At 71.7% G+C, this 24,647-nt stretch carries 22 protein-coding genes and 1 tRNA gene; 11 read left to right on the top strand and 12 right to left on the bottom strand.

Translation table 11 applies throughout. The features are described 5' to 3' along the window. The first annotated feature begins 51 nt into the window (after nt 1-51). Both AB0G28_RS13395 and AB0G28_RS13390 read left to right on the top strand, forming a co-directional pair. Nucleotides 52-1,440, top strand: a complete 1,389-nt coding sequence (locus tag AB0G28_RS13395; protein WP_361087523.1) for a glutamate decarboxylase — start codon at nt 52-54, stop codon at nt 1,438-1,440. An 84-nt stretch (nt 1,441-1,524) separates the two neighbouring features. Beyond that, entirely contained in the window at nt 1,525-2,151 is a 627-nt protein-coding gene (locus tag AB0G28_RS13390) for a TIGR03085 family metal-binding protein (protein WP_361087521.1), read from the top strand. On the opposite strand, the gene AB0G28_RS13385 is transcribed toward AB0G28_RS13390, so the two are convergent. The 5 genes from AB0G28_RS13385 to AB0G28_RS13365 are packed head-to-tail and all read right to left on the bottom strand — an operon-like array spanning nt 2,117 to nt 8,134. Then, the gene (locus AB0G28_RS13385) at nt 2,117-2,809 is read right to left on the bottom strand and encodes a hypothetical protein (RefSeq protein WP_361087518.1); all 693 of its coding nucleotides are present in this window, start codon (nt 2,807-2,809) and stop codon (nt 2,117-2,119) included. The genes AB0G28_RS13390 and AB0G28_RS13385 overlap by 35 nt on opposite strands. After that, a complete protein-coding gene (locus tag AB0G28_RS13380) occupies nt 2,806-4,617 on the bottom strand; it encodes a carbamoyltransferase C-terminal domain-containing protein (protein WP_361087515.1) in 1,812 nt (603 codons plus the stop codon). Before AB0G28_RS13380 ends, AB0G28_RS13385 begins: the two co-directional genes overlap by 4 nt. 24 nt (nt 4,618-4,641) lie before the next feature. Continuing rightward, complete coding sequence (locus AB0G28_RS13375) at nt 4,642-5,889, bottom strand: hypothetical protein (RefSeq protein WP_361087514.1); 1,248 nt, start codon at nt 5,887-5,889, stop codon at nt 4,642-4,644. Continuing rightward, nucleotides 5,886-7,127 (bottom strand): ATP-grasp domain-containing protein, encoded by a 1,242-nt coding sequence (locus AB0G28_RS13370; RefSeq protein WP_361087512.1) that lies wholly within the window; start codon nt 7,125-7,127, stop codon nt 5,886-5,888. The genes AB0G28_RS13375 and AB0G28_RS13370 overlap by 4 nt, the downstream gene beginning before the upstream one ends. Further along, nucleotides 7,124-8,134, bottom strand: a complete 1,011-nt coding sequence (locus AB0G28_RS13365) for a glycosyltransferase family 2 protein (RefSeq protein WP_361087509.1) — start codon at nt 8,132-8,134, stop codon at nt 7,124-7,126. Before AB0G28_RS13365 ends, AB0G28_RS13370 begins: the two co-directional genes overlap by 4 nt. A gap of 309 nt (nt 8,135-8,443) precedes the next feature. On the opposite strand from AB0G28_RS13365, the gene AB0G28_RS13360 reads away from it, so the two are divergent. From AB0G28_RS13360 to AB0G28_RS13335, 6 genes are read left to right on the top strand one after another with little or no spacing between them, the layout of a single operon-like run. Continuing rightward, on the top strand, nt 8,444-9,169 hold the full coding sequence (locus AB0G28_RS13360) for a hypothetical protein (protein ID WP_361088002.1): 726 nt from the start codon (nt 8,444-8,446) through the stop codon (nt 9,167-9,169). Then, the gene (locus tag AB0G28_RS13355) at nt 9,166-10,197 is read left to right on the top strand and encodes a GNAT family N-acetyltransferase (protein WP_361087506.1); all 1,032 of its coding nucleotides are present in this window, start codon (nt 9,166-9,168) and stop codon (nt 10,195-10,197) included. The genes AB0G28_RS13360 and AB0G28_RS13355 overlap by 4 nt, the downstream gene beginning before the upstream one ends. Continuing rightward, nucleotides 10,194-11,258, top strand: coding sequence for a hypothetical protein (locus AB0G28_RS13350; RefSeq protein WP_361087503.1), 1,065 nt, complete (start codon nt 10,194-10,196; stop codon nt 11,256-11,258). The genes AB0G28_RS13355 and AB0G28_RS13350 overlap by 4 nt, the downstream gene beginning before the upstream one ends. Continuing rightward, complete coding sequence (locus tag AB0G28_RS13345) at nt 11,255-12,295, top strand: GNAT family N-acetyltransferase (protein ID WP_361087501.1); 1,041 nt, start codon at nt 11,255-11,257, stop codon at nt 12,293-12,295. Before AB0G28_RS13350 ends, AB0G28_RS13345 begins: the two co-directional genes overlap by 4 nt. Then, entirely contained in the window at nt 12,289-13,326 is a 1,038-nt protein-coding gene (locus AB0G28_RS13340; protein WP_361087498.1) for a GNAT family N-acetyltransferase, read from the top strand. The genes AB0G28_RS13345 and AB0G28_RS13340 overlap by 7 nt, the downstream gene beginning before the upstream one ends. A 15-nt stretch (nt 13,327-13,341) precedes the next feature. Next, entirely contained in the window at nt 13,342-13,527 is a 186-nt protein-coding gene (locus AB0G28_RS13335) for a tautomerase family protein (protein ID WP_013230573.1), read from the top strand. Between the two features lie 64 nt (nt 13,528-13,591). Here the strand turns inward: AB0G28_RS13335 and AB0G28_RS13330 are convergent, their stop codons facing one another. Continuing rightward, nucleotides 13,592-15,442 carry a prolyl oligopeptidase family serine peptidase gene (locus AB0G28_RS13330; RefSeq protein WP_361087496.1) on the bottom strand — a complete coding sequence of 617 codons (1,851 nt, stop codon included), beginning with the start codon at nt 15,440-15,442 and terminating at the stop codon, nt 13,592-13,594. Nucleotides 15,443-15,481: 39 nt separating this feature from the next. Between AB0G28_RS13330 and AB0G28_RS13325 the strand changes: the two genes are divergently transcribed. Continuing rightward, nucleotides 15,482-16,255 carry a methyltransferase domain-containing protein gene (locus AB0G28_RS13325; RefSeq protein WP_361087493.1) on the top strand — a complete coding sequence of 258 codons (774 nt, stop codon included), beginning with the start codon at nt 15,482-15,484 and terminating at the stop codon, nt 16,253-16,255. 140 nt (nt 16,256-16,395) lie between these two features. On the opposite strand, the gene AB0G28_RS13320 is transcribed toward AB0G28_RS13325, so the two are convergent. Both AB0G28_RS13320 and AB0G28_RS13315 read right to left on the bottom strand, forming a co-directional pair. Further along, nucleotides 16,396-16,469 (bottom strand) — tRNA-Pro (locus AB0G28_RS13320). Between the two features lie 29 nt (nt 16,470-16,498). After that, nucleotides 16,499-17,479, bottom strand: a complete 981-nt coding sequence (locus tag AB0G28_RS13315) for a metallophosphoesterase (RefSeq protein ID WP_361087490.1) — start codon at nt 17,477-17,479, stop codon at nt 16,499-16,501. A gap of 118 nt (nt 17,480-17,597) precedes the next feature. Between AB0G28_RS13315 and AB0G28_RS13310 the strand changes: the two genes are divergently transcribed. Then, entirely contained in the window at nt 17,598-19,202 is a 1,605-nt protein-coding gene (locus AB0G28_RS13310; protein ID WP_361087487.1) for a serine/threonine-protein kinase, read from the top strand. A gap of 49 nt (nt 19,203-19,251) precedes the next feature. Here the strand turns inward: AB0G28_RS13310 and AB0G28_RS13305 are convergent, their stop codons facing one another. Continuing rightward, the gene (locus AB0G28_RS13305; protein WP_361087485.1) at nt 19,252-21,432 is read right to left on the bottom strand and encodes a transglycosylase domain-containing protein; all 2,181 of its coding nucleotides are present in this window, start codon (nt 21,430-21,432) and stop codon (nt 19,252-19,254) included. Nucleotides 21,433-21,775: 343 nt separating this feature from the next. On the opposite strand from AB0G28_RS13305, the gene AB0G28_RS13300 reads away from it, so the two are divergent. Further along, the gene (locus tag AB0G28_RS13300; protein WP_361087482.1) at nt 21,776-22,072 is read left to right on the top strand and encodes a WhiB family transcriptional regulator; all 297 of its coding nucleotides are present in this window, start codon (nt 21,776-21,778) and stop codon (nt 22,070-22,072) included. Between the two features lie 74 nt (nt 22,073-22,146). On the opposite strand, the gene AB0G28_RS13295 is transcribed toward AB0G28_RS13300, so the two are convergent. Genes AB0G28_RS13295 through AB0G28_RS13285 form a run of 3 tightly spaced genes read right to left on the bottom strand, consistent with a single transcriptional unit; the run spans nt 22,147 to nt 24,530 of the window. Then, nucleotides 22,147-23,256 (bottom strand): ArsA family ATPase, encoded by a 1,110-nt coding sequence (locus tag AB0G28_RS13295; RefSeq protein WP_361087480.1) that lies wholly within the window; start codon nt 23,254-23,256, stop codon nt 22,147-22,149. Beyond that, entirely contained in the window at nt 23,253-24,260 is a 1,008-nt protein-coding gene (locus tag AB0G28_RS13290; protein WP_361087477.1) for an ArsA-related P-loop ATPase, read from the bottom strand. Before AB0G28_RS13290 ends, AB0G28_RS13295 begins: the two co-directional genes overlap by 4 nt. 21 nt (nt 24,261-24,281) lie before the next feature. After that, nucleotides 24,282-24,530, bottom strand: coding sequence for a hypothetical protein (locus tag AB0G28_RS13285; RefSeq protein WP_361087475.1), 249 nt, complete (start codon nt 24,528-24,530; stop codon nt 24,282-24,284). Between the last annotated feature and the right edge of the window lie 117 nt (nt 24,531-24,647).

Genomic DNA, 24,647 nt, shown 5'->3' with positions numbered 1-24,647 from the left:
GGGCCCGTTTCGCGCGTGGCGGGTGAGACGACTCGCAGTAGGTTCGGTGACATGGTCTTGCATCAGGGGAAAGCCGCCCGCCCGGACCGCACGGCCGGGACGAACCCGCTGTACGCCGGGGCGAACCCGGCGCTGGCGGCGGGGTTCGTCATGCCGCACGACAAGCTGCGCGAAGACTCGCTGCCGCCGGACACCGCGCTGCAGCTCGTGCGCGACGAGCTGATGCTCGACGGCAACGCGCGGCTCAACCTCGCCACCTTCGTCACCACGTGGATGGAGCCGCAGGCGCGGGAGCTGATGGCGGAGTGCGTCGACAAGAACATGATCGACAAGGACGAGTACCCGCAGACGGCCGAGCTCGAGCGGCGCTGCGTGAACATCCTCGCCGACCTGTGGAACGCGCCCGATCCCACGGACATCATGGGCTGCTCGACGACCGGCTCGTCGGAGGCCTGCATGCTCGCTGGGATGGCGCTGAAACGGCGTTGGGCGCGGTTGGGCCGCGGTGGCAAGCCGAACCTGGTGATGGGCGCGAACGTCCAGGTGTGCTGGGAGAAGTTCTGCGAGTACTGGGAGGTCGAGCCGCGGCTGGTGCCGATGGAGGGCGACCGCTACCACCTCACGGCTTCGGAAGCGGTGGCGCGCTGCGACGAGAACACCATCGGCGTGGTCGCGATCCTCGGCTCGACGTTCGACGGCAGCTACGAGCCGGTCGCGGAGATCGCGGCGGCGCTGGACGAGCTGCAGGGGCGGACCGGCTGGGACATCCCGGTGCACGTCGACGGCGCTTCGGGCGCGATGATCGCGCCGTTCCTCGACCCGGACCTGGTCTGGGACTTCCGGCTGCCGCGGGTGGCGTCGATCAACACCTCGGGCCACAAGTACGGGCTCGTGTACCCGGGCGTCGGCTGGGTGATCTGGCGTGACAAGGCGGCGCTGCCGTCCGAGCTGGTGTTCGACGTCAACTACCTCGGCGGCGACATGCCGACGTTCGCGTTGAACTTCTCCCGCCCGGGCGCCGAGGTCGCGGCCCAGTACTACACGTTCGTGCGCCTCGGCCGCTCGGGCTTCGAGGCCGTGCAACAGGCTTCACGGGACGTCGCTACGCACCTGTCGTCCGGGATCGCCGCGCTCGGGCCGTTCGAGCTGTTGACCCGCGGCGACCAGCTGCCGGTGTTCGCGTTCACGACCCGTGCGGACGCGGGTTTCGACGTCTTCGACGTGTCGCGCCGGTTGCGGGAGCGGGGCTGGCTGGTGCCGGCGTACACGTTCCCGGAGAACCGGACTGACCTGGCGGTCCTGCGGATCGTGGTCCGCAACGGCTTCACCCACGACCTCGCGGACCTCCTGCTGGCCGACCTGAAACGCCTCCTCCCGGACCTCGAGAAGGAGGGCGGCCACCCGAAGGACACGTCGAAGGCCACGGCGTTCCACCACTGAGCCCGAGCTTTCACGTGAAAGCTCGGCGTGCCCGGGGTCTCTTCTCGTCGCCAGCGGGGGCTACCAGCGGGTAACGTCGTCGGCATGGGTGTCGCTGCTGACGAACGCCGGGCGCTGAGTGCGCTTTTCGATGACCTCGGGCCCGACGCGCCGACGTTGTGCGAGGGCTGGACCACGCGGGATCTCGCCGCTCACCTCGTCGTGCGCGAGCACCGGCCGGACGCCGCGCCCGGCATCGTGGTGCCCGCGCTCGCCGGGTACACCCAGAAGGTCCAGGACCGCTATGCCGCGAAGCCGTGGGCGAGCCTGGTCGAGCAGGTCCGGACCGGGCCGTCGAGGTTCTGGCCCACCTCGATCGGCTCGCTCGACGAGCTGACCAACACCGCCGAGTTCCTCGTGCACCACGAAGACGTCCGGCGGGCGCAGCCGGACTGGCAGCCGCGGCCCGCCGACCCGACCCGGGACGCCGCCGCGTGGCGTTCGGCGAAGCAGGCCGCGAAGCTCAACCTGCGCAAGGCGCCCGTCGGCGTCACCCTCCGGACTCCGACCGGTCAGGAAGCCGCGGTCAAGACCGGGCCCGACCCGGTCACCATCGTCGGCGAGCCGGTGGACCTGCTGCTGTTCGTCTTCGGCCGCGACGCCGTCCGGCTCGAGTTCAAAGGCGACGCCTCCGCCGTCACGAAGCTGCAGGCGGCGAAGCGGGGACTCTGACCGAGACCCACCGGCCGACCGGCAGCGCGACGACGACCGCGGCCAGCACCAGGTGCACGGTCATGAACACCACCGCGGCCGGCACGCTCGGCGGCCCGCCGAGGAACACGATCATGTGTGACGCCCACTTCAGTTCCACCGGTTTCGAGCCCGCCGCCCAGACGTCGTTGAGCGCCCAGAACGTCAGGTCGTTGACACCCGAGATCACCACCAGGATCGACGCCACGCCGATCTTGAGCACGTTCGCCGTGCGGCCGCCGCCGAGGCGGTAGGCCAGCAGCCCGAACAGCACGATGAACGTCGTGACGAACAGCTCGAACTGGTACACCGGCTGGAAATCCTGGTCGGGAGACCGGCCGAACTCCTGGATCCGCAGCACCAGTTCCGTGTCCAAATAGGACATGTAGACGAACACGGCGAACACGATCAACGCGGGCCCGAACCGGCCGCGCGGGAACAGCGCCACCGTGAGCACCGAGAACACGAACGGGCACAGCTTGAACGCCCATTCGCCGACGTTGTCCAGCGTCTGGTCCGGCGGCAGCACCACCATGATCAGCAGCGTGGTGACCACGGCGGGGACGGCGGCCACCAGCCACAGCCACTGCCGCCGCCGGTACAGCGCGCCGACCCAGGTCGGCGAGTCCAGGACCGTCACTCTTCCTCCAGCCGCGGCTTCTCCGCCCAGAACGGGCCGAGGGCCAGCGCGTCGACGTCGGTCTTCAGGTAGCAGGCGATCGCATCGGCAGGGCTCGCCACGATCGGCTCGTTGTTGTCGTTGAACGACGTGTTGACGACCATCGGCACGCCGGTCAGCTTCTCGAACTCGCTGATCATCCGCCAGTACAGCGGATTGTCCTCCTCGCTGACCGTCTGCACGCGCGCGGTGCCGTCGACGTGGGTGATCGCCGGGACCTCGTCGCGCTTGTGCGGCAGCACGTCGAACACGAGCAGCATCACCGGCGACGGGTAGTCGCTTACGAAGTACTCGCCCGCCCGCTCCACCAGGCACGACGGCGCGAACGGCCGGAACGCCTCGCGGTGCTTGACCTTCTCGTTCATCCGCGTCTTCGACTCCGGGTCGCGCGGGTCGGCGACCAGCGACCGGTTCCCCAGCGCCCGCGGGCCGCACTCCATCCGGCCCTGCACCCAGCCGACGATCCGCCCGTCGGCCACCTTCGCGGCCGTGTGCGCGGCGATGTCGTCGACGCGCGTGTACTCGACGCCGGCGTCCTGCAGCGCCTGTTCCATCTCGGCTTCGGTGTAGTCCGGGCCGGTGTAGGTGTAGCCGTCCCGCGGCCGCGGCCGGCGGTACTTGCCGACCGACACCTCGAGCGCGGCCCCGAGCGCGCAGCCGTCGTCGGCGGCCGCGGGCTGGGCGAAGAAGTCCTCGAACGGCGTCTCCAGCAGGATCCGGCCGTTCATCACGCTGTTCAGCGCGACACCGCCGGCGACGCAGAGCCGCTTCGAGCCGGTCTCGCGCTGCAGCCACCGCGCCAGGTGCAGGCCCGCCTCTTCGAGCGTCACCTGCAGCGCGTACGCGATGTCGCGGTAGTGCTGCGGCACCGGGTTCTCGGCCGTGACGCGGGTCTTCGGCCGCGCCGGGCCGAAGGTGTCGGTGAACTTCTTCGACATCACGTGCTTGCCGGTGCGGTGGTGGCCGAACCAGCTCAGGTCCAGCTCGAAGCCGCCGTCGTCGTCGAGGTGGATCAGCTGCTTGAACGCGTCGACGTAGGTGTCCTCGCCGAACGGCGCGAGGCCCATGATCTTGCCCTCGTCGCGGGTCGGGTAGAAGCCGAGGTAGCCGGTGACCCCGGCGTACATCGCGCCGAGCGAGTGCGGGAACTTGATCCGCCGCAGGTCGACGATCTTGTCGCCGCGGCCGTGCGCGAGGTAGGTCGCCGTGCCGTCGCTGCCGATGCCGTCGAAGGTGAGCACGGCCGACTCGTCCCACGGCGAGATGAAGTACCCGCTGGCCGCGTGCGCGCGGTGGTGGTCGACCAGGTGCGTCTTGAACTTCGTCGGGCCCGTCCACCCGGCGGCTTCCTTGACGTCCTTCTCCAGCGTGTAGGACCGCTTGAGGTGCGCGAGCACCGCGCCGCCGACGTGGTAGTCGTCGCTGCCCGTGCCGCCGCCGGTCTTGAAGGTATCGACCAACCCTGCCGACTTACCGCCCTCGTCGCCGTTCGCGTTGCGGAAGACGTCCAGCGTGCCCGGGAAGTATCGCGCGAACACCTTGGCCGCGTGGATCCCTTCCTTCCAGCGCTGCCAGTAGTAGGCGACGTGGTCGACGTCGGCCAGGGTGATCCCGCCGCGCTCCAGGCAGAACTTGATGGCTTCGGCGGGGAAGCCGCCGTCGTGCTTCACGCGCGTGAAGCGTTCCTCCTCGGCGAACGCGACGATCTCGCCGTCGCGCACGAGTGCCGCCGCCGAGTCGTGGACCCGGCTGATGCCCAGTACGTACATGACTTTCTCCCAGTGACTCAAACTTCAGTGGCGGCGGAGCAGGCGTCGCAGGGCCGCCGCCTTGACCGCGAGGGCGAAGACGAGCGCGGCGAAGCCGCCCACCGGACCCAGCGGGGGGACGAGCAGCACCGCGGCCACGACGGTGGCGGCCAGTGACACGACGGCGGTGCCCGACGTCAGCGTCAGCACCTTGCTGTTGGTGTTTTCGATGAGGAAGCCCGCGTACAGGCCGATCGCGTACAACGCCGTTTCGACGAGCACGAGCACGCCGAGGGCGACATAGGCGTCTTCGGCGGTGAGCAGCGTCCGGGTGGCGGGCACGGCGAGACCGATGCCCAGCGCTACGACGAACACGATCCCGGCCCGTTCGACGAACCGCAGCAGGTCCGTCGCCCGCGCGCGCCCGGCGGCCGCGCCGGTGCCCCGCATCCGCCGCGACGCCGCCGGCTGGTGCAGCCTGAGCTGGTAGAACAGCAGCGAGCAGAACGCGCTGGAGAACAGCAGCGCCAGGTAGAACGGGCCGCTGTCGGTGGTCCGGCCCGACAGCGCGAGCACGGCGAACACCACTGACGTCGAGATCACGTCGAGCAGCTCGGTCAGGCCGAGCAGGACCGTGCTGCGCCCGAACGCGGGCAGCAGCCGGTGCCCGGTGACCCCGCCGCCGCGCAGCCACGGCCTCGGCAGCAGGGCCACCGAAGCACCGACGAGCACGAGGATCCCGCCGAGCAGCAGCGCCAGGTGCGTCTCGGGAGACCAGCGCACCGCCCACGTCACGCAGGTGACGACGCCGACCACGACCGCGCCGGCGGTGAACGCCAGTGCGTCCAAAGTGGACTTTTCGCGCAACCGGTGCAGTCCGGACACGGTCATCAGCAGCCCACCGCAGATCGACCAGGCCGCCGCCGTCAGGTAGAGCGCCGCGTCCGACCGCGGGGCCGTCACCAGCGCGACGACCATCGCGGCCAGCACCGCGAGCACCGGCGCGGCGGCGAGCCGGACCGCGAGCGCCGCGACGGCGTCCCGGGTCAGCCGCAGCCGCGGCAGGCACTTCAGCGCGGACTTCTCCACGGCGGACGGCACGAAGTTCAGCCAGCCCATCAGGCCGAGCGCGTTCGCGAACCGCCCGTAGTCGTGGGCACCCCACGCCGTGATCAGGACCAGCCCCATCAGCTGGACCGCCAACCGGAACGCGCCGCGGCCGGCGAGCAGCCGCAGCACGACCGCCGGCCGCGGCGAGGCCGCGACCGGCGGTGCGGTGGACGGCACGGTCACGGCAGCGGTACCGCCATGTCCTGTTCGTGCAGCAGGAACTTCAGCGTGCCGCGCACGGCGTTCTCCGCGGCGAGCAGCTCGGGCACCGAATCGGCGGTGAGCACGACGTAACCCAGCTTGTAGCCGGCCTGCTCGTAGGGCCGCACGAAGGAGCCCGCCTCGGCGAACAGGTGCAGCCCGACCAGGCCGGGCATCGCGCGCACGTCGTCGACACCGTCCACACGGGACAGATGGCCGCCGCGGTCGGAGGCGAGGATGTGCACCAGGGTCGGCTTCGGCTCGTGCAGGTCCAGCCGCACCTCGCCGCCGGTGGCGGCCGCGATCCCGGCGGCGATCAGGTCGGCGCCGTAGCAGTGCTCGATGGCCTCCGCCAGGCCGTTGCCGCCCATCCGCGCGCCCATCTCGATGAGGTAGAGCCGCCCGTCCCGGCCGAGGACGGCGTCCAGGGTGAGCGGGCCGGTGCGGTAGCCGAGCTCGGTGCAGATCAGGTCGAGCGCCTCGATGAGCTGCAGCTCGACGTCCGCGGGCAGCGCGCCGGGCAGCAGGTGCGACGACGTCACGAAGAACGGCGGCGGCGTCAGCGTGCGGTCGGTGACGGCGTGGAAGACGATCCGGCCGTCGACGACCAGCGCCTCGATGGTGAAGTGCGCGCCGTCGAGGTGTTCCTCCACCACCAGCCGGCCCGACGGCGAGAACGCGAGGGACTCGGTGAACGCCGCGGTCAGCCGGCCCGGGCCGGAACACGAGACGACCCCGCGGCTGCCGGACGAGTCGACCGGCTTGACCAGCGCGGGGAAGCGCAGCTGCTGGGCGGCGGTCACCAGTTCCGGTCCCGGACGGCCGCCGACACTGCGGTAGCTCGGCAGTCCGAGGTGGTCGCACAGCGCGCGGAACACGGACTTGTCCGTCGACGCCTTCACCGCGTACTCCGGCAGCGGATCCGGCATGCCCCAGTGCCGGGTCAGCCAGGCCAGCGTCGGCAGCCCGACGTCGCTGGCCGGGCACAGCACGCCGGCCAGGTCGCGGCGTCCGTCGAGCGCCGCCGCGATCTGCTCCGGCGCGCGCACGCTGACCTGGAGGAACTCATCCGCGCAAGCCACCGCGGGCGCGCCGGGCCGGACGTCGACGCAGATCGTGCGGAAACCCAGCTCCCTCGCCCGCTCGTAGGTGCTGACCGAACCGTCCGCGCCCCCCAGGATCACCAGGGTTCTCGTCGGGTCCTCTTCGGAACTCGTCACGCTGAAACGCCTTTCCCCAGTTGGACATCGATGAGCCGTGGACCCCCCTGGTCCTCGGCCGTGAAGAGCCGGTCTTCGGCGTCGACGACGACGTTCGCTTCCCGGATGTAGAACTGGCGCGGCCGCGGCTGCCCGGCGCCGACCACGACGAGGTAGCGCACGGTCAGCGAGAGGACCAGCAGCAGCACGGAGAGCAGCGCGAACAGCACCGCGGCCGAGGCGCTCGCGCCGAGCAGGCCGAACGCCGCCGTGCCGGCCGCCAGGACGCCGATGCCCGCGGCGAACAGGGCCGTCGCGGACGCCGCCGTCGTCAGCCTGCGGGTGAAGCCGACGAACAGCTCGATGGCGTGCGAGGTCAGGAAGCCCATGCCCACTTTGGACTCGCCGCGCTCGCGGGCCCGGTGCGCCACCGGGACACAGGTGTACCGGCTGGTCAGCCGCGGGACCGTGGCCAGGAAGTACGGCGTGCCGAGCTTCAGGTCGACGATCTTGCGGGCCAGTTCGGCGCGGACCAGCCGGAACGCCGTGGCGCCCTGCGGGATCTCGATGCGCAGCACGCGGCGGCCGAGGAAGTGGAACGCGGCGGTGCCCCACCGCCGCAGCCGCGGGTCCTGGCGGTTGGTGCGGACGCCGAAGACCGCGTCGTGGCCCTGTGCGGCGGCCGCGATCAGCTTCTCCGCCTCCGCGGCGGGGAACTGCTGGTCGGCGTCGACGTGCAGGATCCACGGCTTCGTCGCGTACCGGTAGCCGGCCGAGAAGGCCGCCTCGAAACCGAAGTTGCGCGAAAAGGACACATACCGCACGCGCGGGTCGGCCGCGGCGAGGGCGAGGATCTTGTCGAGCGTTCCGTCGCTGCTCCCGTCGTCGACGTAAAACAGTTCAAGCGAGTAGTGGCCTAGTTCGTTGGTGATTTCCCGATAGGACGGTTCGACGTTCTCGACTTCGTTGAAGCACGGAATGACTACGCTGAGTCCACCTTGGTCTGGTCCGGGGAAAGTACTTGTCATCTGGTGGACCAAGGCCGTGGATCCGGTCTTGTGTCCGCACGGTCACCGACCGTGGCATTACTCCTCATGAATCCCCCAGCTGGATCCGATAAAGCTGTGCGACCAGCGAGTTATAAGCAGAAAACCTTCCGTTTGGGGACCGCAAACACCGGAATTCGTCCTTTCAGCCCAAGGAAGAAGTCGCGATGTTAGGGCATTCGGCGTGTTCTGCCTCGGGAGCGCTTCCCAAGCCGCGCCGGGTGACACAGACTGCGCGCCATGGGGAATCCGGGGGTGGCGGTGCTCTGGCGCGCCGCTTATTTGCGGGCGGTGCGGTCGGCGTTCGCCACGGTGCCGTTCTACCGCGAGCGCTGGGCGCTCGACGGCCGTGAAGATCCCGTTCTGGTGCCCGGTCGCACCGGAACGGACGGCGGCGCGGCCTCGCTCGCCGAGGCCTTGCACCAGGTCGTCGACCTGGTCCCGCTGGCGGGTGGCACGCAGCGGACCGAGCCCGGCCGCGGGCTCGGCCGGGTGCTGCGCATGGCCCGGCTGCCCGGCCGCGACAGTCTCGTCGTCCTGCTCGGCCCGGACGGCCTGCGGCCGCCGACCGACCTGCCGAAGGGCGTGCGCGGTTGTGTCACCGACCCGGACTCGCCGTCCGCGGCGGTGCTCGGCGAGGTGACGGCGGTCCTGCGGCGAGGCCACCGCGTGCTCGCGGTCGGCGACGACAAGGCGCTCACCGCGTTCACCGCCGCGGTGCCCGACGACCTCGCGCACCGCGTCGAAGCCGTGCCGCACCGCGAACTGGACTCTTTGGACGCCGGGCCGTACGGCGTGCTGCACGACCCCGCGCTCGGCTACCTCGGCGCGCTGGGCGCCTGCGGCCGGTGGCACCTCGACTGGCCGCACGTCTACGCGCGGCGGACGTCCGGCGGGCTCGCGTTCACCTTGCTGCGCCAGGATTCCCCGCGGTTCGTGGACGTCATCCCGGCCGGCGGCGTCCGCGGCGAAGTCGCGTCCTGCCCGAGGCACGGCACCCCGGTCGTCCTCACATGAGGTTCGCGTTCCACGATCCCCGCGTCGATCCGGCCCCCGACGGCTGGGCCACGTTCTCCCGCGCCGCGCGGCTACACCCCGTGTGGGACTACGAGCTGATGGGCCTCGAAGCCTGGGGTGCCCGCAACCCGCAGCTGCTGGTCGTCGCGACCGAGGGCGACGAGCTCGTCGCCGGCCTGTCCGTCATGCTCTGCCGTCCCCGCCTGTCGCCGCGGTTCGGGCCCGTGCCGGGACGGCGGCCGCTCGGGCCGGTCTGGGCCGAGGTGTACCAGCCGTGGCTGAGCGGGTTCCCCGGGATCGTGTTCGCCCCCGGCTTCACCGACCGGCTCCCGCTGGTGCGGGAGTTCGAACGGCGGCTGGCCCGGCACCTCCGGCCGGGTCTGCTCGGCGTGGTCTACCGCGCGATCGGCGAAGACCTGGCCGCCGGGATCGGCGGCCGCGGCCGCGTGGTCAAGCGCGTCGACCCGACGACCGTGCTGGAGAACCGGTTCGAGTCCGAAGAGGACTGGTTCGCCTCCCTCCCGAGCGCCCGGCGGTCCGCGCTGCGGCGGCGGCGCCGCCGGATCGAGGAGAACCCGGACCTGGTGGTGCGGAGCGGCCCGGGCCGCGACGACGTCGACAGCGCCGTCGTCGCCGGGCTCATCCGGGAGCACCGCGCGCGCTACGGAGCGCTGAAGCTGGACACGCGCACGCTGCCGTCGGCCGGCTTCCTGCACCGGTTTCTCCGCCGCCCGGACGTGCACACCCTCACCTACGCCACCGCGGACGGCAAGCTGCTCGCGGTGAACACGCTGCTCGACCACCCGGACAGCCCGACCATGCAGCACTGGGCGGCGTTGCCGTTGCCCGAGCGCGGTCCACAGGGCCTGTACTTCGACTCCTACGTCAACGCGGTGCGGTTGCTCACCCAGCGCGGGGCGAAGGAGCTGTCCGCCGGGCGCGGCATGGTCGAGCTCAAGGAGCAGCTGGGCTTCCGGACCCGCACCATCTACACGGCCGCGGTGCCGCGGCCGGTGCTGGGCCGATGAGCGCACCGGCCGCGACCACCGTGTCGCAAGTGGACGTCCACGACCCCCGCGTCGACCCGCCACCGGAGGGCTGGGCCGCGTTCCGCGCCCGGTGCCTGCCGCCGGTGTGGGACTACGAGCTGCTGCGCCGGGAAGCGTGGCTGGCGAAGAACCCGCCGGTGCTCGCCGTCGTCCGACGGGGCTCGCTGGTCGTCGGCGCGCTTTCGGTGATGCTCTGCCGGAGCTGGCGGGCGACGGACTTCGGGCCGCTCGGTCGCGGACGTCTGCGGCCGCGCTGGGCGGAGGTCTACCTCCCGCTGCTGAGCGGCTACCCGGCGTGCGTGTTCGACGAGGAGTTCGCCGAGCGGCGGGCGGCGATCCGGGAGTTCGAGCGAGCGCTGCGGGCGTACGTCGGGCCCGGCCTGCTCGGCGTGATCTACCGGGCGATGGACGCCGGGCTGGTCCCGGCGCTCGAGGGCCGCGGCCGGGTGACGCGCGAGATCGACCCGGTGGCCGTGCTGGTCAACCGTTATTCCACTGTGGACGAATGGGCGGCCTCGCTCGCCCCGGAGGTCCGGCGGTACCTCCACGCCGGCGTCGCCACCGAAGCGGCGTTCGGCCGCACCGACCTCGACCCGCACGAGCTGGCCGCGCTGCTCAACGCCCACCGCGCGCGGCAGGACGAACGCGCGTGGGCGGACGGGCAGCGGTCGCGGGTCGCCGGGCTGCACATGGACACCCGCAGCCCGGTCGCGGCCGCCTACCTCGACGCGCTCGTCCGGCGGCCGGACGTGCTGACGCGGACCTACCGCGACGGCGCCGGACGGCTGCTCGGCTTCAACACGATGCTCGACCAGGAGCGCGGGTGCGCGGTCCACCACTGGGCGGCGCTGCCGAGCGCGGACGGCGGCCGGAAAGGTCTCTATGTCGACTGCTACGCGCGGTGTGTGGCGCACATGATCGCCGAAGGACGCCCGGAGCTGACCGCCGGCCGGGCGATGCTGCCGGAGAAGGCCGCGCTGGGCTTCGGCACGCGCAGCCTGTTCTCGGTGGCCGTGCCGCGGCCGGTGCTGGGCCGATGACCTGGACCGTCCGGGTGCTCGACCCGCGCACCGATCCCGCGCCCGCCGGCTGGGCCGCTTTCCTCGAAACCCAGCAGGCCCCGCTGACGTGGGACTACGGCCTGCTGAGCACGGAATCCCGGAGTTCCCGCAGCCCGTACCTGCTCACCGTGGTCGCCGACGGCGAAGAGCTCGTCGCCGCGGTGCTCGCCATGGTGTGCCGCCCCCGCGGCTCGGACCCCGGTCCGGTCGGAGGTCCCGCCCGGTGGGGACCGCGCTGGCTGGAGGTCCAGCACGCCTGGTTGTCGTGCTACCCGGCGTGGCTGTTCGCCGAAGAGCTCGACGCCGGCGCGCGCCGTGAGATCCTGCGCCGGTTCGAGCGCGCGGCCTGCCGGCGCACCGGCCCGGGCTGCCTCGGTGTGGTGTACCGCGCGGTCACGCCGGACACCACCGGGCTGGTGGCCGGGCGAGGCAGGCTCGTCCGCGAGATCCAGCCCAACCTGGTCCTCGAGAACACCTTCACCGACCTCGACGGCTGGCTCGCGTCGTTGAGCAAGAACCGGCGCTCGAGCCTGCGCGGCCAGATCCGCAAGATCGCCGCCGACCCGGCGGTGGTCGTCCGCGAGGGAACCGCCCGAGACGACCTCGACCCGGAGGAGCTGGCCGAGATGCTGCGGGCCCACCGCGAAGCCAAGGGACCGGTGAAGTTCGACCAGCGCGGGCCCGTCACCGCCGAGTACCTCGGCGCGCTCGTCCGGCGTCCCGACGTCGTCACCACGACTTACCACGACGACCAGGGCCGCCTGCTCGGCTTCACCGACCGGCTCGACCACCCGGTGATGCCGCTGCAACAGCACTGGGCCGCGCTGCCGCCGGCCGACGGGCGGCCGAAGCACCTCTACTTCGACGTCGTGGTGCGCGGGGTGCGGCACATGATCGAAAACCAGCGGAAGTTCCTGTCGCTGGGCCGTGGGGTCACCGACCTCAAGATGTCGCTGGGGTTCGCGCCGAGCCCGATGGTCGGCGTGATCGTGCCGAGGCCGGTGACGCGGTGGTGATCGACGTGCTCGACCCGCGGCACGCCGCGGAACCGGCGTACTGGACGGCATTGCGCGAGCGGGCCGGGCTGCGGGCCGACTGGAGCTGGGAGGTGCTCGTCACCCAGGCCTGGGCCGCGAGGACGCCGCAGCCGGTCACCGTGCTGCGGGAGGGCGCCGAACCACGCGGGGTGGTCAGTGCCGCCTGGGTGACCGGCCGCACGCGGCGGTACCGGTTCGCGGGAGCGGGCCGGGGCCGGTTCGGTGGCCTCGACGTCCGCGGGCCGGGCGCCAGTTCGCAGCCGGGCTGGTGGTTCGCGGACGCGGGCGACGACGGCGGGGTGACGCGCCTGCTGGAGACGTACGTCCCGGCCATGCGGGCGGAGCTCGGGCGGGGATTCGGCGGGATGCTGGTGCGGCAGGTCGGCGAGCCGGGGCTGGCGGCCGTCCGCGGCCGGTTCCGGCTGGTGCGCCGGACCGAGGACGTCGCGGTGCTCGACGTCGCGGGGTTCGGCTCCCGCGACGACTGGATGAACTCGCTGGCCCGGAAGCGGAAGCAGAACCTGCGCAAGATCTTCCGCACGTTCGACGCCGACCCGTCGGTCGAGGTGCGGTGGGCGTCCGGGAAGGAGGCCGACCCGGTCGCCGTCGCGGAGGTCCTGCGCTGCAACGAGCGCAAGCACCACGACGTGCCGATCGTGCCGCTGCCCCACTTCGTCGGCTACCTGACGGCGTTGCTGCGGCAGCCGGACGTCTGGGTGATCGAGTACCGCGACACGCGCACCGGCCGGCTGCTCGCCGTCGCGACCCTGCTCGACCACCCGGTGCTGCCGATCGCGCGGCACTGGGGAGCGCTGGGGCCGGAGGACGGCGGCCGGCCCAACCTGTACTTCCACTTCTACGGCGAGGCGGTGCGCTGGGCGATCGCGAACGGGCGGACGTCGGTGGTGTTCGGCAAGAAGATGACGGAGATGAAGGCGACGCTCGGCGCGCGCCTCGTCCCGCAGTACGCGGCGGCTGTCCCGGTGTTACCTTCGCGGCGTCACGCCTAGCAGCAGGAGCCCGCCATGCCGATGATCAGCGTTGCCATGTTCCCCGGCCGCACGCCCGCCCAGAAGAGCGCCCTGGTCCGGGAACTGACGGACGCGTTCATCCGCACCTGCGGCGGCAAGCCGGAAGGCGTCCAGGTGACGCTCGTCGAGGTCGGCGCGGACCACTGGGCCACCGGCGGCGTCCTGCACTCCGAGCGCTGAAAAGCCGTGAAGGCCTCCTTCCCGGCCATAAGAGCCGGCAAGGAGGCCTTCACGGACTTGCGGGTCAGCGCAGGCCGAGCGCGCGGAGGGCGAAGTGGACCTCGATCGACGTCTGCTTGATCGTCTCGGCGATCACCAGCGAGCCGTGGCCGGCGTCGTAGCGGTAGAACTCGTGGTGCAGGTCGCGGCCGCCGAGGCGGTCGAGGTAGTTCTCGATCTGCCGGATCGGGCAGCGCGGGTCGTTGTCGCCGGCCAGCACGAGCACCGGCGCCTTGACCGCGTCGACGTACGTGATCGGCGAGCACTCCCGGTACACCGCGGGCACCTCGTCGGGCGAGCCGCCGAAGAGCGCGCGGTCGAACGAGCGCAGCTGCTCCATCTCGTCCTCGTACGCCGCGACGTAGTCCGCCACCGGCACCCCGGCGACACCCGCCGCCCACCGCGTCGGCTGGGTGCCGAGCGCGAGCAGGGACAGGTAGCCGCCCCACGAAGCGCCGTTCACGACGCACTTCGCCGGGTCGCTCAGTCCACTCTGGACGGCCCAGTCGTGGACCGCGGCGACGTCCTCCAGCTCGGTCAGGCCCGGACGGCCCTCGATGGCGTCACGCCAGGCCGAGCCGTAGCCGGTCGAGCCGCGGTAGTTGACCTCGACGACGGCGAACCCGGCGTCGAGCCAGGTGGCGCGGTAGGCGGAGAACCGGTCCTCGTCCGCCGAGTGCGGGCCGCCGTGCAGGGAGAACACCGTCGGCAGCGGGCCGTCCGGCGCGCCCGAAGGCCGTGAGACCAGCGCGTGGATCCGCCCGCCGACACCCTCGACGAACGCGTCGGTCACCGGCTCCGAGCCCGGCGCCCGCTCACCCGGCGGTTCGAGCAGGATCGAGTCGGTGCCGTCGGTGGTCCGCGCCCGCACCGCCGTCGGCTCGGCGGCGCTCGACCACGAGTACTCGACCGTGCCGTCGGGACGGACGCCGGCACCGCCGATCCGCCCGGCCGGGGTGTCCACTGAGGACAGTTCGGCCGTGTCGAGGTCGTAGCGGTACAACGAACTGCGGCCCTCGTGGAAGTGGACGACGAGCAGGGCTCGCGCGTCCGGGTACCAGCCGGCGACGACCTCGCCGGGCAGGTCCAGCTCGATCTCGGTCTCGGTGTCGGCCCGGACGTCCCAGACGAGCAGCTCTTCGCGGCCACGGCGTTCGTGCAGGACCAGCAGCCGCTGGTCGCCGGGCAGCGGCGAGAATTCGAGGGCGGTCAGGCCCTTGCCCTCGCCGTCCCACTTCTCGGCGACGGTCCCGAACCCGTCGGCCGCGAGCACCCGCAACGCGGGGTGGCGTGAGTCGCCGTGCTCGGAGTGCGAGATGGCGATCAGGCTTTCGTCGCGGGAGAGCGAGGCGATGCCGGCGTCGTCCGCGTGGCTGTAGAAGCGGTGCGTCTCGCCGCCGACGCGGGCGAACAGCTCACTGCCGTCGTCGGTCGAGACGCCGACCGCGACGATCTTCGCGCCGATCTCGAGGCCGGCCGGGTAGCCGTCGTGGACGTCCGGGACGGCCTTCTCCGGCTCGCTGCCCTCGGTCGCGGCGAACGGCTCGCGGACCCAGGAGCCGAACTCGTCGCCGTCGGTGTCGTCGAACCACCAGATCGACTCGCCGTCGGGCGACGGCGTGGCGTGCAGGGTGCCGTTGGGCCGGTCGGTGACGCGGCGGTGCTCGTCCGTCGCGCGGTTCCAGGCGTAGACCTCCCAGACGCCGCTGGCGTTGGAGACGTAGACGTTGGCTTCGGGGGCGTCGCGTGCCCATTCGGGCACGGAGATGCGCGGGGCGTGGAAGCGGGCGCGCCAGCGGTTCTCGGCTTCGGCGTCGTCGAACAGCCGGTCCGGGACCACCGCGGGCGGATATTGCTTGGCTGACTGCGTGCTCACCCCTCGATCCTGCCACCTTCTGGCCGTACTGTGTGCGGGGTGCTGGAGGGTTACGCGCCGGGCTACGGGCGAGACGCGGTTTCGATGATGGCCGCGCGCACGGCCGCGGAGCGCGCGACGTTCGCCCAGCCCCTGTTCCGGCCGGGTACGTGGGTGGTCGACCTGGGCTGCGGTCCCGGCGCGATCACCCTGGGCCTGGCCGCCGAGTCACGGGTGGCGGGCGTCGACGTCGACGCGGGCCAGGTGGCGCTGGCCCGGGCGGCGGCCCGCCGCGCCGGAAGGTCCACAGTGGACTTCCTGGTGGCGTCGGCGTACGACCTGCCGTTCGCTTCCGGCAGCGTGGACGTGGCGTTCTCGCACGCGCTGTTCGAACACCTCGCCCGCCCGGCCGACGCGCTGGCGGAGTTGCGCCGGGTCCTGCGTCCCGGCGGGAAGCTGGCGCTGTCCACATCGGACTGGAGCAAGGCCCGCCTGCGCCCGAAGACGGCGAACGTCGACGCGGCGTTGAGAGGGCACTACCTGCTGCGCCGCCGCGCGGGCGGTGACCCGTTCGCGGGCCGCCACATCGCGGACGAGTGCGCGCGGGCGGGCTTCACGGAGGTGGTTTCGCGGGTGCGGTACCGCGAGGACATGAGTTACCGCGACCTGGCGAAGTACGTGGAATCCCGCCTGGACGCGGCGATCGCGGACCCGGAGTTCGGGCGCGACCGCGACCAGCTGGCGAGCGCGGCGCGTTCGGCGTGGGTCTGGACCCGCGGTGGCGACGGTGATTTCAGCCAGTGCTGGGTCGAGGTGACCGCCACCCGGCCCTGAGTGAGAACGCGCGGCCGCGCAGGGGGTCCAGGGCGGCGAAGCCCCCTGGCGGGGGCCTGGGGGTTCGACCCCCAGAAAATACCGAGGGGGCCGCGTAGGTTCGCGCAATTGCGAACACGCGGCCCCCAAGGACCATCTCGTCGGGGTGGCGGGATTTGAACCCACGACCTCCTCGACCCGAACGAGGCACGCTACCAAGCTGCGCCACACCCCGAGGTACTGCTTAACGGGTCGTGGAGAAGTCTAGCGGACGCTGTCGCGGGCTTTACGGGGGGCCGACTTATGGGGTTCGTCGGACCCCGATCCGCGCGGGACCAGCGTCAACAGGCTCGCCTCGGGCGGGCAGGCGAACCGCGCGGGCGCCCACGGCGACGTCCCCAACCCGGCCGACACGTGCAGCCACATGTGCGCCCCCCACCGGGAGGCCCCCCGCGCCCGGCTGCGGTCCAGCTCACAGTTGGTGACGATCGCGCCGTAGCCCGGGAGGCGGAGCTGGCCGCCGTGGGTGTGGCCGGCCAGGACCAGGTCGTAACCGTCCGTGGCGAACGTGTCCAGCACCCGTGGCTCCGGCGAGTGCGTGACGCCGATGCGGACGGCCGCGCCGCTGTCGGCCGGGCCCGCGATGTCGGCGTAGCGGTCGCGGCGCAGGTGCGGGTCGTCGACGCCGGCCGCGAACACGCGCTGCCCGCCGACGTCGATCGTGCGGCGGACGTGCGTCAGGTCGGTCCAGCCGTGCTCGACGAACGCCGCGCGCAGGTCGCGCCACGGCAGCTGGACGCCGTGGATGCGCTTCTTCTTGCCCTGCGGCATCAGGTAGCGGGCCGGGTTCTTCGGCTTGGGCGCGTAGTAGTCGTTGCTGCCGAAGACGAACACGCCGGGCCGGTCGAGCAGCGGGCCCAGCGCGCGCAGCACCGCCGGGACGGCCGTCCGGTGCGACAGGTTGTCGCCGGTGTTGACGACGAGGTCCGGGTTCAGCTCGTCGAGCGCGGCCACCCAGCGCTGCTTGCTGTGGTGGCCGGGCAGCATGTGCAGGTCCGAAATGTGCAGGATGGTGAACGGCCGCGACCCGGGCGCCAGCACCGGGAGTTCGGCGGTGCGGAGGGTCCAGTGGCGCCGTTCGATGCCGACGGCGTAACCGAGGGTCGCGGCGCCGAGCGCCAGCGTCCCCGCGGCGAGGCGCTTCGCGGTCGCCCCCGACGTGCGTGTGTTACTGAGCGTGCTCACGAAACCCAGGATACGTGCTCAACGGTTGGGTGACTTCGCCCCCGTTCCGGGGAACCTGCCGCTTAGCATCTGCGTCGGCCCGGAGACGGGAAACAGGCCGGGGGGCTTGGGGAGAACGATGGAGCAGTTCGGGCCGTACCGGATCGAGGGCCTGCTCGGCCGCGGCGGGATGGGTGAGGTCCACCGCGCCTACGACACCGCGCACGACCGCGTCGTCGCGCTGAAGCTGTTGTCCGACCCGTTCGGCTCCGACGAGGCGTTCCGCGCGCGCTTTCGCCGCGAGTCGCAGATCGTCGCGCGGCTGCGGGAACCGCACGTCATCCCGATCCACGCCTACGGCGAGATCGACGGCCGCCTGTACCTCGACATGCGGCTCGTCGAAGGCCGCGACCTCAAGGAACTCCTGGCGCACGGGCCGCTCGACCCCGTACGGGCCGCCGGGATCGTCGCCCAGGTCGCGGGCGCGCTCGACGCCGCCCACGCCGACGGGCTGGTGCACCGCGACGTCAAGCCGTCGAACATCCTCGTCACGAGCTCGGATTTCGTGTACCTCGTCGACTTCGGCATCGCGCGGTCGATGACCGCCGAAGGGACGTCGATCACCGGCACCGGCAACGTGATCGGCACCCTCGACTACATGGCGCCGGAACGCTTCGGCGACGCCCCGATCACCGGTCTCGTCGACGTCTACGCGCTCGCGTGCGTGCTCTTCGAGTGCCTCACCGGACGCCGCCCGTTCCCCGCCGAGGGCGCGGCCGCGCAAATGGGCGCGCACCTGGCCGCGCCGCCGCCGCGGCCGTCCCAGGTGCGGCCGGGCCTGCCGACGGCCCTGGACGCCGTCGTGGCGCGCGGCATGGCGAAGAACCCGGCCGGCCGGTACCCGACGGCCGGCGCGTTCGCCGACGCCGTCCGCGCGGCCGTGACCGCGCCGCCTCCGCCGCCTCCGCCGATCCCGACGTGGCAGCACACCGTGGCGGCCCCGCCGCGCCCGCCCCAGCCGTCACCTCAGCCGTCACCTCAGCGGAACCGGTGGATCGTGCTGTGCGCCGCGCTCGCGGGTGTCGTCGTGGTCGCGTTGCTGGTCACGTACCTGATCACGAAAGGCCACACAGGGCAGACGGCCGGGCCCGGCCCGCAGACCACGCTGCCTACCACGTCCTCTCCGGCACCCGCGACGGAGACATCGACGGAACGACCGTCCACTTCGGAATCGAAGACGCCGCATGACGCGAAACTGAACGACGCGATTCCCGCGGCCTACAAGGGCAACGCCACCTGCGGCGACGCGCCACCGGACGCGGGCGCCGTGGCGGCGGTGGAGTGCGTGGACTCGAACGTCGGCGACACCCCGTCCGGCAACGTCGTCTTCAAGCAGCCGACCGGCGCGCGGTTCCTGCGGTTCCCCGACGCCGCGGCGATGGACGCGTTCTTCCAGGGCATCGTCAAGGCGCAGGGACTGACGAGGAACGACGCCCGGGGCGCGTGCCACCCGACGAAGGCACCGAAGATCTGGGGCACCTACTACCGCGCCGAGACGCGGCACCCGGTCGACGGCGAGTACCTGACGTGCTACCTCGGCGACCCGGCGATGCTCGTGTGGACGGACAAGCGGAACCTGATGGCGGGCCTGCTGAAGTCGGCGAAGGTGACCAACGCCGACGAGCTGGAAGACCTCTACTACTGGTGGAACGAACAGATCCTGTCCGCCATGCCGGGCGCCTGACACGACGAAGGCCCCCGCGCCGGAGCGCGAGGGCCTTCGGATGAAACGGCTAGCGGGCGCCGCCGCCCATGTACTGCGGGTCCGGCTGCGGGAGTTCCGCCGGCGGCTGGCCTTCCAGGATCTTCGTCATCGCGCCGAAGAACGTGCGGGCCGGCGCGTGACCACCGAAGATGTTGCCGTCACGCCCGCCGGGGCAGAGGCTGACGTTGCCGGGCCCGCTGTCGCAGATACCACCCCGGCCACCGCCGAACTTGAAGGTCATCGCCGCCCCCGCCAGCTGCGGGGTGCCACCGAAGAAGGCACCCGACACGTTGGCCTGCGTCGTGCCCGTCTTGCCGATGCTCGGCCGGTTCCAGCCGGCGCCGCTGGCCGCCTTGTACGAGGTGCCACCCGGCTGGTCGTCCTTCGACATGCCGACGGCCAGGGTGTTCGCCAGGCCCTCGGGCACGGCCTGTTCGCACGGCGCTTCCTTGACCGGCACCGGCTTGCCGTTGCGGTCGGTCACCCCGCCGATCGGCGTCGGCGGGCACCAGACGCCGCCGGACAGGATGGTCGCCGCGACGTTGCCCAGCTCCAGGCCGCTGAGCGGGCTGAAGCCGAGGGTGAAGGCGCCGTAGCCCGGGTTGTTGCCGTTGGGCCCGTAGACCTGCGCCTGGCTGAGCCGCTTCTTCTCGTCCGGGGACTTCGGGTCGACCGTGCCACCGCCGATCGTGCTCGCCATCGTGTCGCGCATGCCGAGGCGCCGGGCGATGTCGATGGCTGGCGCCGTGCTGCCGAGCCGGTCCTCCAGCTCGACGAACGTGGTGTTCGGCGACGTAGCGAGCGCGGTCTGGATCGTCGCCCCCTGGGCGACCCGGCTGTAGTCACCGGCGTTGCCCACGCAGTACCAGCGCGAGCGCAGCGGCGGCCCGGTCTGCGGGCAGCTGTCGCCACCACCGGTGAACACGTGCGACACGTAGGTGTCCGGCACGTCGACCGGCGTGTAGATCCCGACGAGCCCCTTCTCCATCGCCGCGGCGGTGGTGAAGACCTTGTACGACGAGCCGGCGCCGCCGGAGTTGTAGACGCCGGCGGGCAGGGTGTACGTCGTCTGGCCGGCGTCCGGGTTCTGGCCGTAGTCGCGGTTCGACGCCAGCGCGACCACTTCGTGCCGGTCCCTACCCGGTTTGACCAGCGACAACGTGTTCGCGATGTACGGCTGGGTCTTGTCGACCTGCGCCTCGGCCGAGGCCTTCGCCTCGTGGTTGGCGCGCCGGTCGAGCGTGGTCTTGATCGTGTAGCCGCCGGTGTAGAGCTGGTCCTTGGAGAACCCGGCCTTGATCAGGTAGTCCTCGACGTACTGGCAGAAGAACCCGTCCTCGGCGCCCGCGCCGATGCAGTTGGCCGCGCCCTTCTTCGGGCCGTCCGCCACGACGCCCAGCGGCTCGCCCTTGAAGCGGTCGGCGTCGGCCTTGGCCAGCTTCTTGTTCTCCACCATCCGGTCGAGCACCAGGTTGCGGCGCGCGGTGGCCTTGTCCGCGTGCTTCCACGGGTCGTTGTTGATCGGGTTGTTCACCAGGCCGGCCAGCAGCGCGGCCTGCGGGACGGTGAGCTTCTCCGGAGTCGTGTCGAAGTACGCGTGCGCCGCCGCGCCGATGCCGTAGATCTGCCGGGAGAACTCGACGATGTTCAGGTAGCCGGCCAGGATCTGCTGCTTGGTCAGCTTCGTCTCGAGCTGGATCGCGATCCGCGCTTCCTTGAGCTTGCGGGCGATCGACTGCTCCTGAGCCTTCTTCTGGCCGATCTGGTCGTTCCGGTAGACGACGTTGATCAGGTAGTTCTTCACGTACTGCTGGGTCAGCGTCGAGGCGCCCTGGGTGTCGGCGCCGGCGCTGTTGCTGACGGCCGCGCGCAGCGTGCCCTGCCAGTCGACGCCGTGGTGCTCGTAGAACCGCTTGTCCTCGACCGAGACCAGGGCCCATTTCATGGCCTCGTTGATCTGGGTCTCGTTGATCGGCAGCCGGTACTGGTCGTAGAGGGTCGCGATCGCCTGGCCGGTGTTGTCGGTGACCGTCGTGACCAGCGGCGGCGGGATGTCGGCGAGGTCGGACGACGTCTTCTCCACCGTCTCGCTGGCCTGGTTGGACATGACACCGGCGGCCCCCACGACCGGGAAGAGCATGCCGGCGACGAGCACCCCCGCGAGCAGACAGAGGCCGATGAGCTTGAACAAACCATCCGCTTTTCGCACGAGGGCCAGGCTACCCGGAGTGAATCGGGCGCCGGTGACGCCGTGTCCCCGGAGGTGTGGGATCAGTGACAAAACCGACCCCCTTTGGTGACAACTGGTGACGGAAGGCATTCTGGGCTTGGCGGGGGGAACCGAAGGCCCCTACAGTCCGTCAACGTCTCACGAAGAAAAGCCGACGGATGGATCAACGCGGGTGGGAGTCCGCTTGGTCCGAACGGCGGCACCGGCACCGGGGAGGTGCCCGGGTAACCGACGTGAGCTGAGGGAGACACGCTCGCGGGGGCAGGGAGCGCAGTGCCTTTCCCCGCTGGTGCGTCGATCACCAGGGTAGGGAGCTGGGGGTATGGAAACCAACCAGTCGAGCTGGCGAATCAACGCGTCCTGCCGGGACGCCGATCCGGACGGCCTGTTCGTCCGGGGTGCGGAGCAGAACCGGGCGAAAGCCGTCTGCATGGGCTGCCCGGTCCGCACGGAATGCCTCGCCGAAGCACTCGACGGCCGGATCAACTTCGGCGTGTGGGGAGGCATGACCGAACGGGAGCGGCGCGCGCTGCTGCGCCGCCGTCCCGACGTGGAGAGCTGGGCCGACCTGCTCGAAGCGGCCAAGCGCGACGCGACGGAACGGGTCAAGGTCGGCTGACCCGAGCGGCGGTAGCGGAGCTTTCACGTGAAAGCTCCCACCTGCGGGCCGAGCTTTCACGTGAAAGCTCGGCTTCAGCCGGCGAGCTTGGTGCCGATGTCGCGCAGGCCGTCGAGGTCGTGGACGTCGCCGGCCAGTGCCGGCACCTTCGCCAGCGCCACCTCGGGGTGGGCCCGGGTGAACCGGGCCAGCAGCCGTTCTTCGCGGGCCGCCAGGTCGACGCGGTCCGCGTGCAGCCGCAGCACGGCCTCGGCCAGGGGCGCGTTCTGCAGGGACTCCGCCGCGGCCAGCGCCTCTGCCCCCGACAGCTTCGCGAGCACCGGGTGCGTCCGGTTCGCGATCAGCCCGGCCAGCGGCATCGACTCCGCCGACAGCCGTTCGACGAAGTAGGACGCCTCACGCAGCGCGTCCGGCTCCGGGGCGGCCACGACCAGGAACGACGTCCCGGACGAGCGCAGCAGCTCCGCGGTCTTGCGGGCGCGCTCGCGGAAGCCGCCGAACATGCTGTCGAAGGCCTGCATGAACGCCGACGCGTCGGTCAGCAGCTGGCCGCCGATGATCGTCGACACGGCCTTGGCGAACATCGAGAACCCGGCGTTGACGACCTTGCGCAGGCCCCAGCCGCCGGCCTTGGCCGGGCCCGTCAGCAGCCGGATCATCCGGCCGTCCAAAGCGGACGAAAGCCGCGTCGGCGCGTCCAGGAAGTCCAGCGCGGACCGGCTCGGCGGGGTGTCGACGACGATCAGGTCCCAGTCGCCGGTGGCCGCGAGCTGGCCCAGCTTCTCCATCGCCATGTACTCCTGCGTGCCGGAGAACGACGTGGAAATGGTCTGGTAGAAGGGGTTCTGCAGCAGCTGCTCGGCGCGTTCCGGGCCGGCGTGCACGCGCACCATGTCGTCGAAGGTGCGGCGCATGTCGAGCATCATCGCCCACAGCTCGCCCTTGGGCTCGAACCCTTCGACCTGCACCTGCTTCGGGTGGTTGCCCAGCTCGCGGAGCCCCAGGGCCTGCGCCAGCCGCCGGGCGGGGTCGATCGTCAGCACCACGGTCTGGCGGCCGCGCTCGGCCGCGCGCAGAGCCAGCGCCGCCGCCGTGGTCGTCTTCCCGACGCCGCCGGAGCCGCAGCAGACGATCACGCGGCTTTCCGGGTCGTCGAGCAGCGCGTCGATGTCGATGGTGGTCACAACCGCACCCCCTGGTCGGTCAGGGCCTCGGCCAGGTCGTACAGGGCGGCGACGTCGACGCCGTCGGTCAGGTCCGGCAGCTCGAGGGTGGGCAGGTCGGCTTCGGCGAGCTGCTCGCGCGCCCGCTGCTCGGCCGCGACCCGCACGGCGTGCTCGACGGTCTCGTCGACCAGCGCGTCCAGGGTCTCCTGCGGCAGCTTCAGGCCGGCCGACGCGAGCCCGGAGCGGACGCGGGAGGCGTCGACGCGGCCGTCCGCGGCGGCGGTCACCGACCGGGCGGGCAGCCGCGGCGGCCGGACCCGGTTGACCAGCACCGCGCCCGGGCGCAGGTCGGCGCCGTCCAGCTCGGCCACGGCCTCGACGGTCTCCCGGACCGGCATCTCCTCCAGCAGCGTGGCCAGGTGGATCACGGTCTCGCCGGAGTGCAGCAGCCGCACGACGCCCTCGGCCTGGCCGCGGATCGGGCCCGTCTTCGCGAGGTCCGTCAAAGCCTTGGTGACGTCGAGGAACTTGACGACCCGGCCGGTCGGCGGCGAGTCGACGACGACGGCGTCGTAGGTGTGCCGCCCGTCGGACTCGGTCCGGCCGACGCACTCCTTGATCTTCCCCGTGAGCAGGACGTCCCGCAGGCCCGGGGCCAGGGTGGTCGCGAACTCGATCGCGCCCATCCGCCGCAGCGTCCGGCCGGCGAAGCCGAGGTTGTAGAACATCTCGAAGTACTCGAGCAACGCGGCTTCGACGTCGACGTGCAGCGCGCGCAGCTCGCCCCCGCCGGGGACGGACGCGATGCGCTGCTCGGCGTAGGGCAGCGGCTCGGTGTCGAAGAGCTGGGCGATGCCCTGGCGGCCTTCGACCTCGATGAGCAGCACGCGACGGCCTTCGCGGGCGAGCGCGAGGCCGAGCGCGGCGGCCAGCGTCGTCTTGCCGGTCCCGCCCTTGCCGGTGACGAAGTGCAGCCGGGCGCGGGCAAGCTCGTCGGTCCAGCCGGCATGGGGAATGGTCACTTCTTCACCCTAAATCAGCGCTCAGCTGGCCAGCAGCATGACGCTGACCGCAGCCGCGACCGCCGCGACGAGCACCCAGCTCACGACGCCGGGCAGCACGGTGAGGGTGAGCACGCCCACCACGACCAGCAGGGTGAAGGTGATGACCCCGCCGAGGGCGACCTGGCCGGAGCTCTGCGTCCGGTCGCGCACCTTGGCCATCACGACGAGCACCAGCGGCAGCCCGGCCGCCGCGAGCAGCGCCGTCGCGATCACGCGCCACGTTTCCACCCCGCTCACGCTAGCCGTCCCGAAGCGCCCCAATGTGGCGTGGGGGGGGGGGCGCGCACCCAAACACACCAAATGGGGGGCCAAACCAACCAAACCCCCAGAAGTGGGCCAAAGGCG

Source organism: Amycolatopsis sp. NPDC021455, assembly GCF_040640995.1.
Classification (GTDB): domain Bacteria; phylum Actinomycetota; class Actinomycetes; order Mycobacteriales; family Pseudonocardiaceae; genus Amycolatopsis.
The sequence above is the reverse complement of the archived record's forward strand: the minus strand, read 5'-3'. Positions and strand labels throughout refer to the sequence as shown.

What these genes read in the sequence shown, in the direction of transcription:
- AB0G28_RS13380 (WP_361087515.1), bottom strand. Translation starts at nt 4,617, where the DNA reads ATGTACGTACTGGGCATCAGCCGGGTCCACGACTCGGCGGCGGCACTC.
- AB0G28_RS13350 (WP_361087503.1), top strand. Translation starts at nt 10,194, where the DNA reads ATGAGCGCACCGGCCGCGACCACCGTGTCGCAAGTGGACGTCCACGAC.
- AB0G28_RS13310 (WP_361087487.1), top strand. Translation starts at nt 17,598, where the DNA reads ATGGAGCAGTTCGGGCCGTACCGGATCGAGGGCCTGCTCGGCCGCGGC.
- AB0G28_RS13395 (WP_361087523.1), top strand. Translation starts at nt 52, where the DNA reads ATGGTCTTGCATCAGGGGAAAGCCGCCCGCCCGGACCGCACGGCCGGG.
- AB0G28_RS13335 (WP_013230573.1), top strand. Translation starts at nt 13,342, where the DNA reads ATGCCGATGATCAGCGTTGCCATGTTCCCCGGCCGCACGCCCGCCCAG.
- AB0G28_RS13365 (WP_361087509.1), bottom strand. Translation starts at nt 8,134, where the DNA reads ATGACAAGTACTTTCCCCGGACCAGACCAAGGTGGACTCAGCGTAGTC.
- AB0G28_RS13390 (WP_361087521.1), top strand. Translation starts at nt 1,525, where the DNA reads ATGGGTGTCGCTGCTGACGAACGCCGGGCGCTGAGTGCGCTTTTCGAT.
- AB0G28_RS13355 (WP_361087506.1), top strand. Translation starts at nt 9,166, where the DNA reads ATGAGGTTCGCGTTCCACGATCCCCGCGTCGATCCGGCCCCCGACGGC.
- AB0G28_RS13345 (WP_361087501.1), top strand. Translation starts at nt 11,255, where the DNA reads ATGACCTGGACCGTCCGGGTGCTCGACCCGCGCACCGATCCCGCGCCC.
- AB0G28_RS13300 (WP_361087482.1), top strand. Translation starts at nt 21,776, where the DNA reads ATGGAAACCAACCAGTCGAGCTGGCGAATCAACGCGTCCTGCCGGGAC.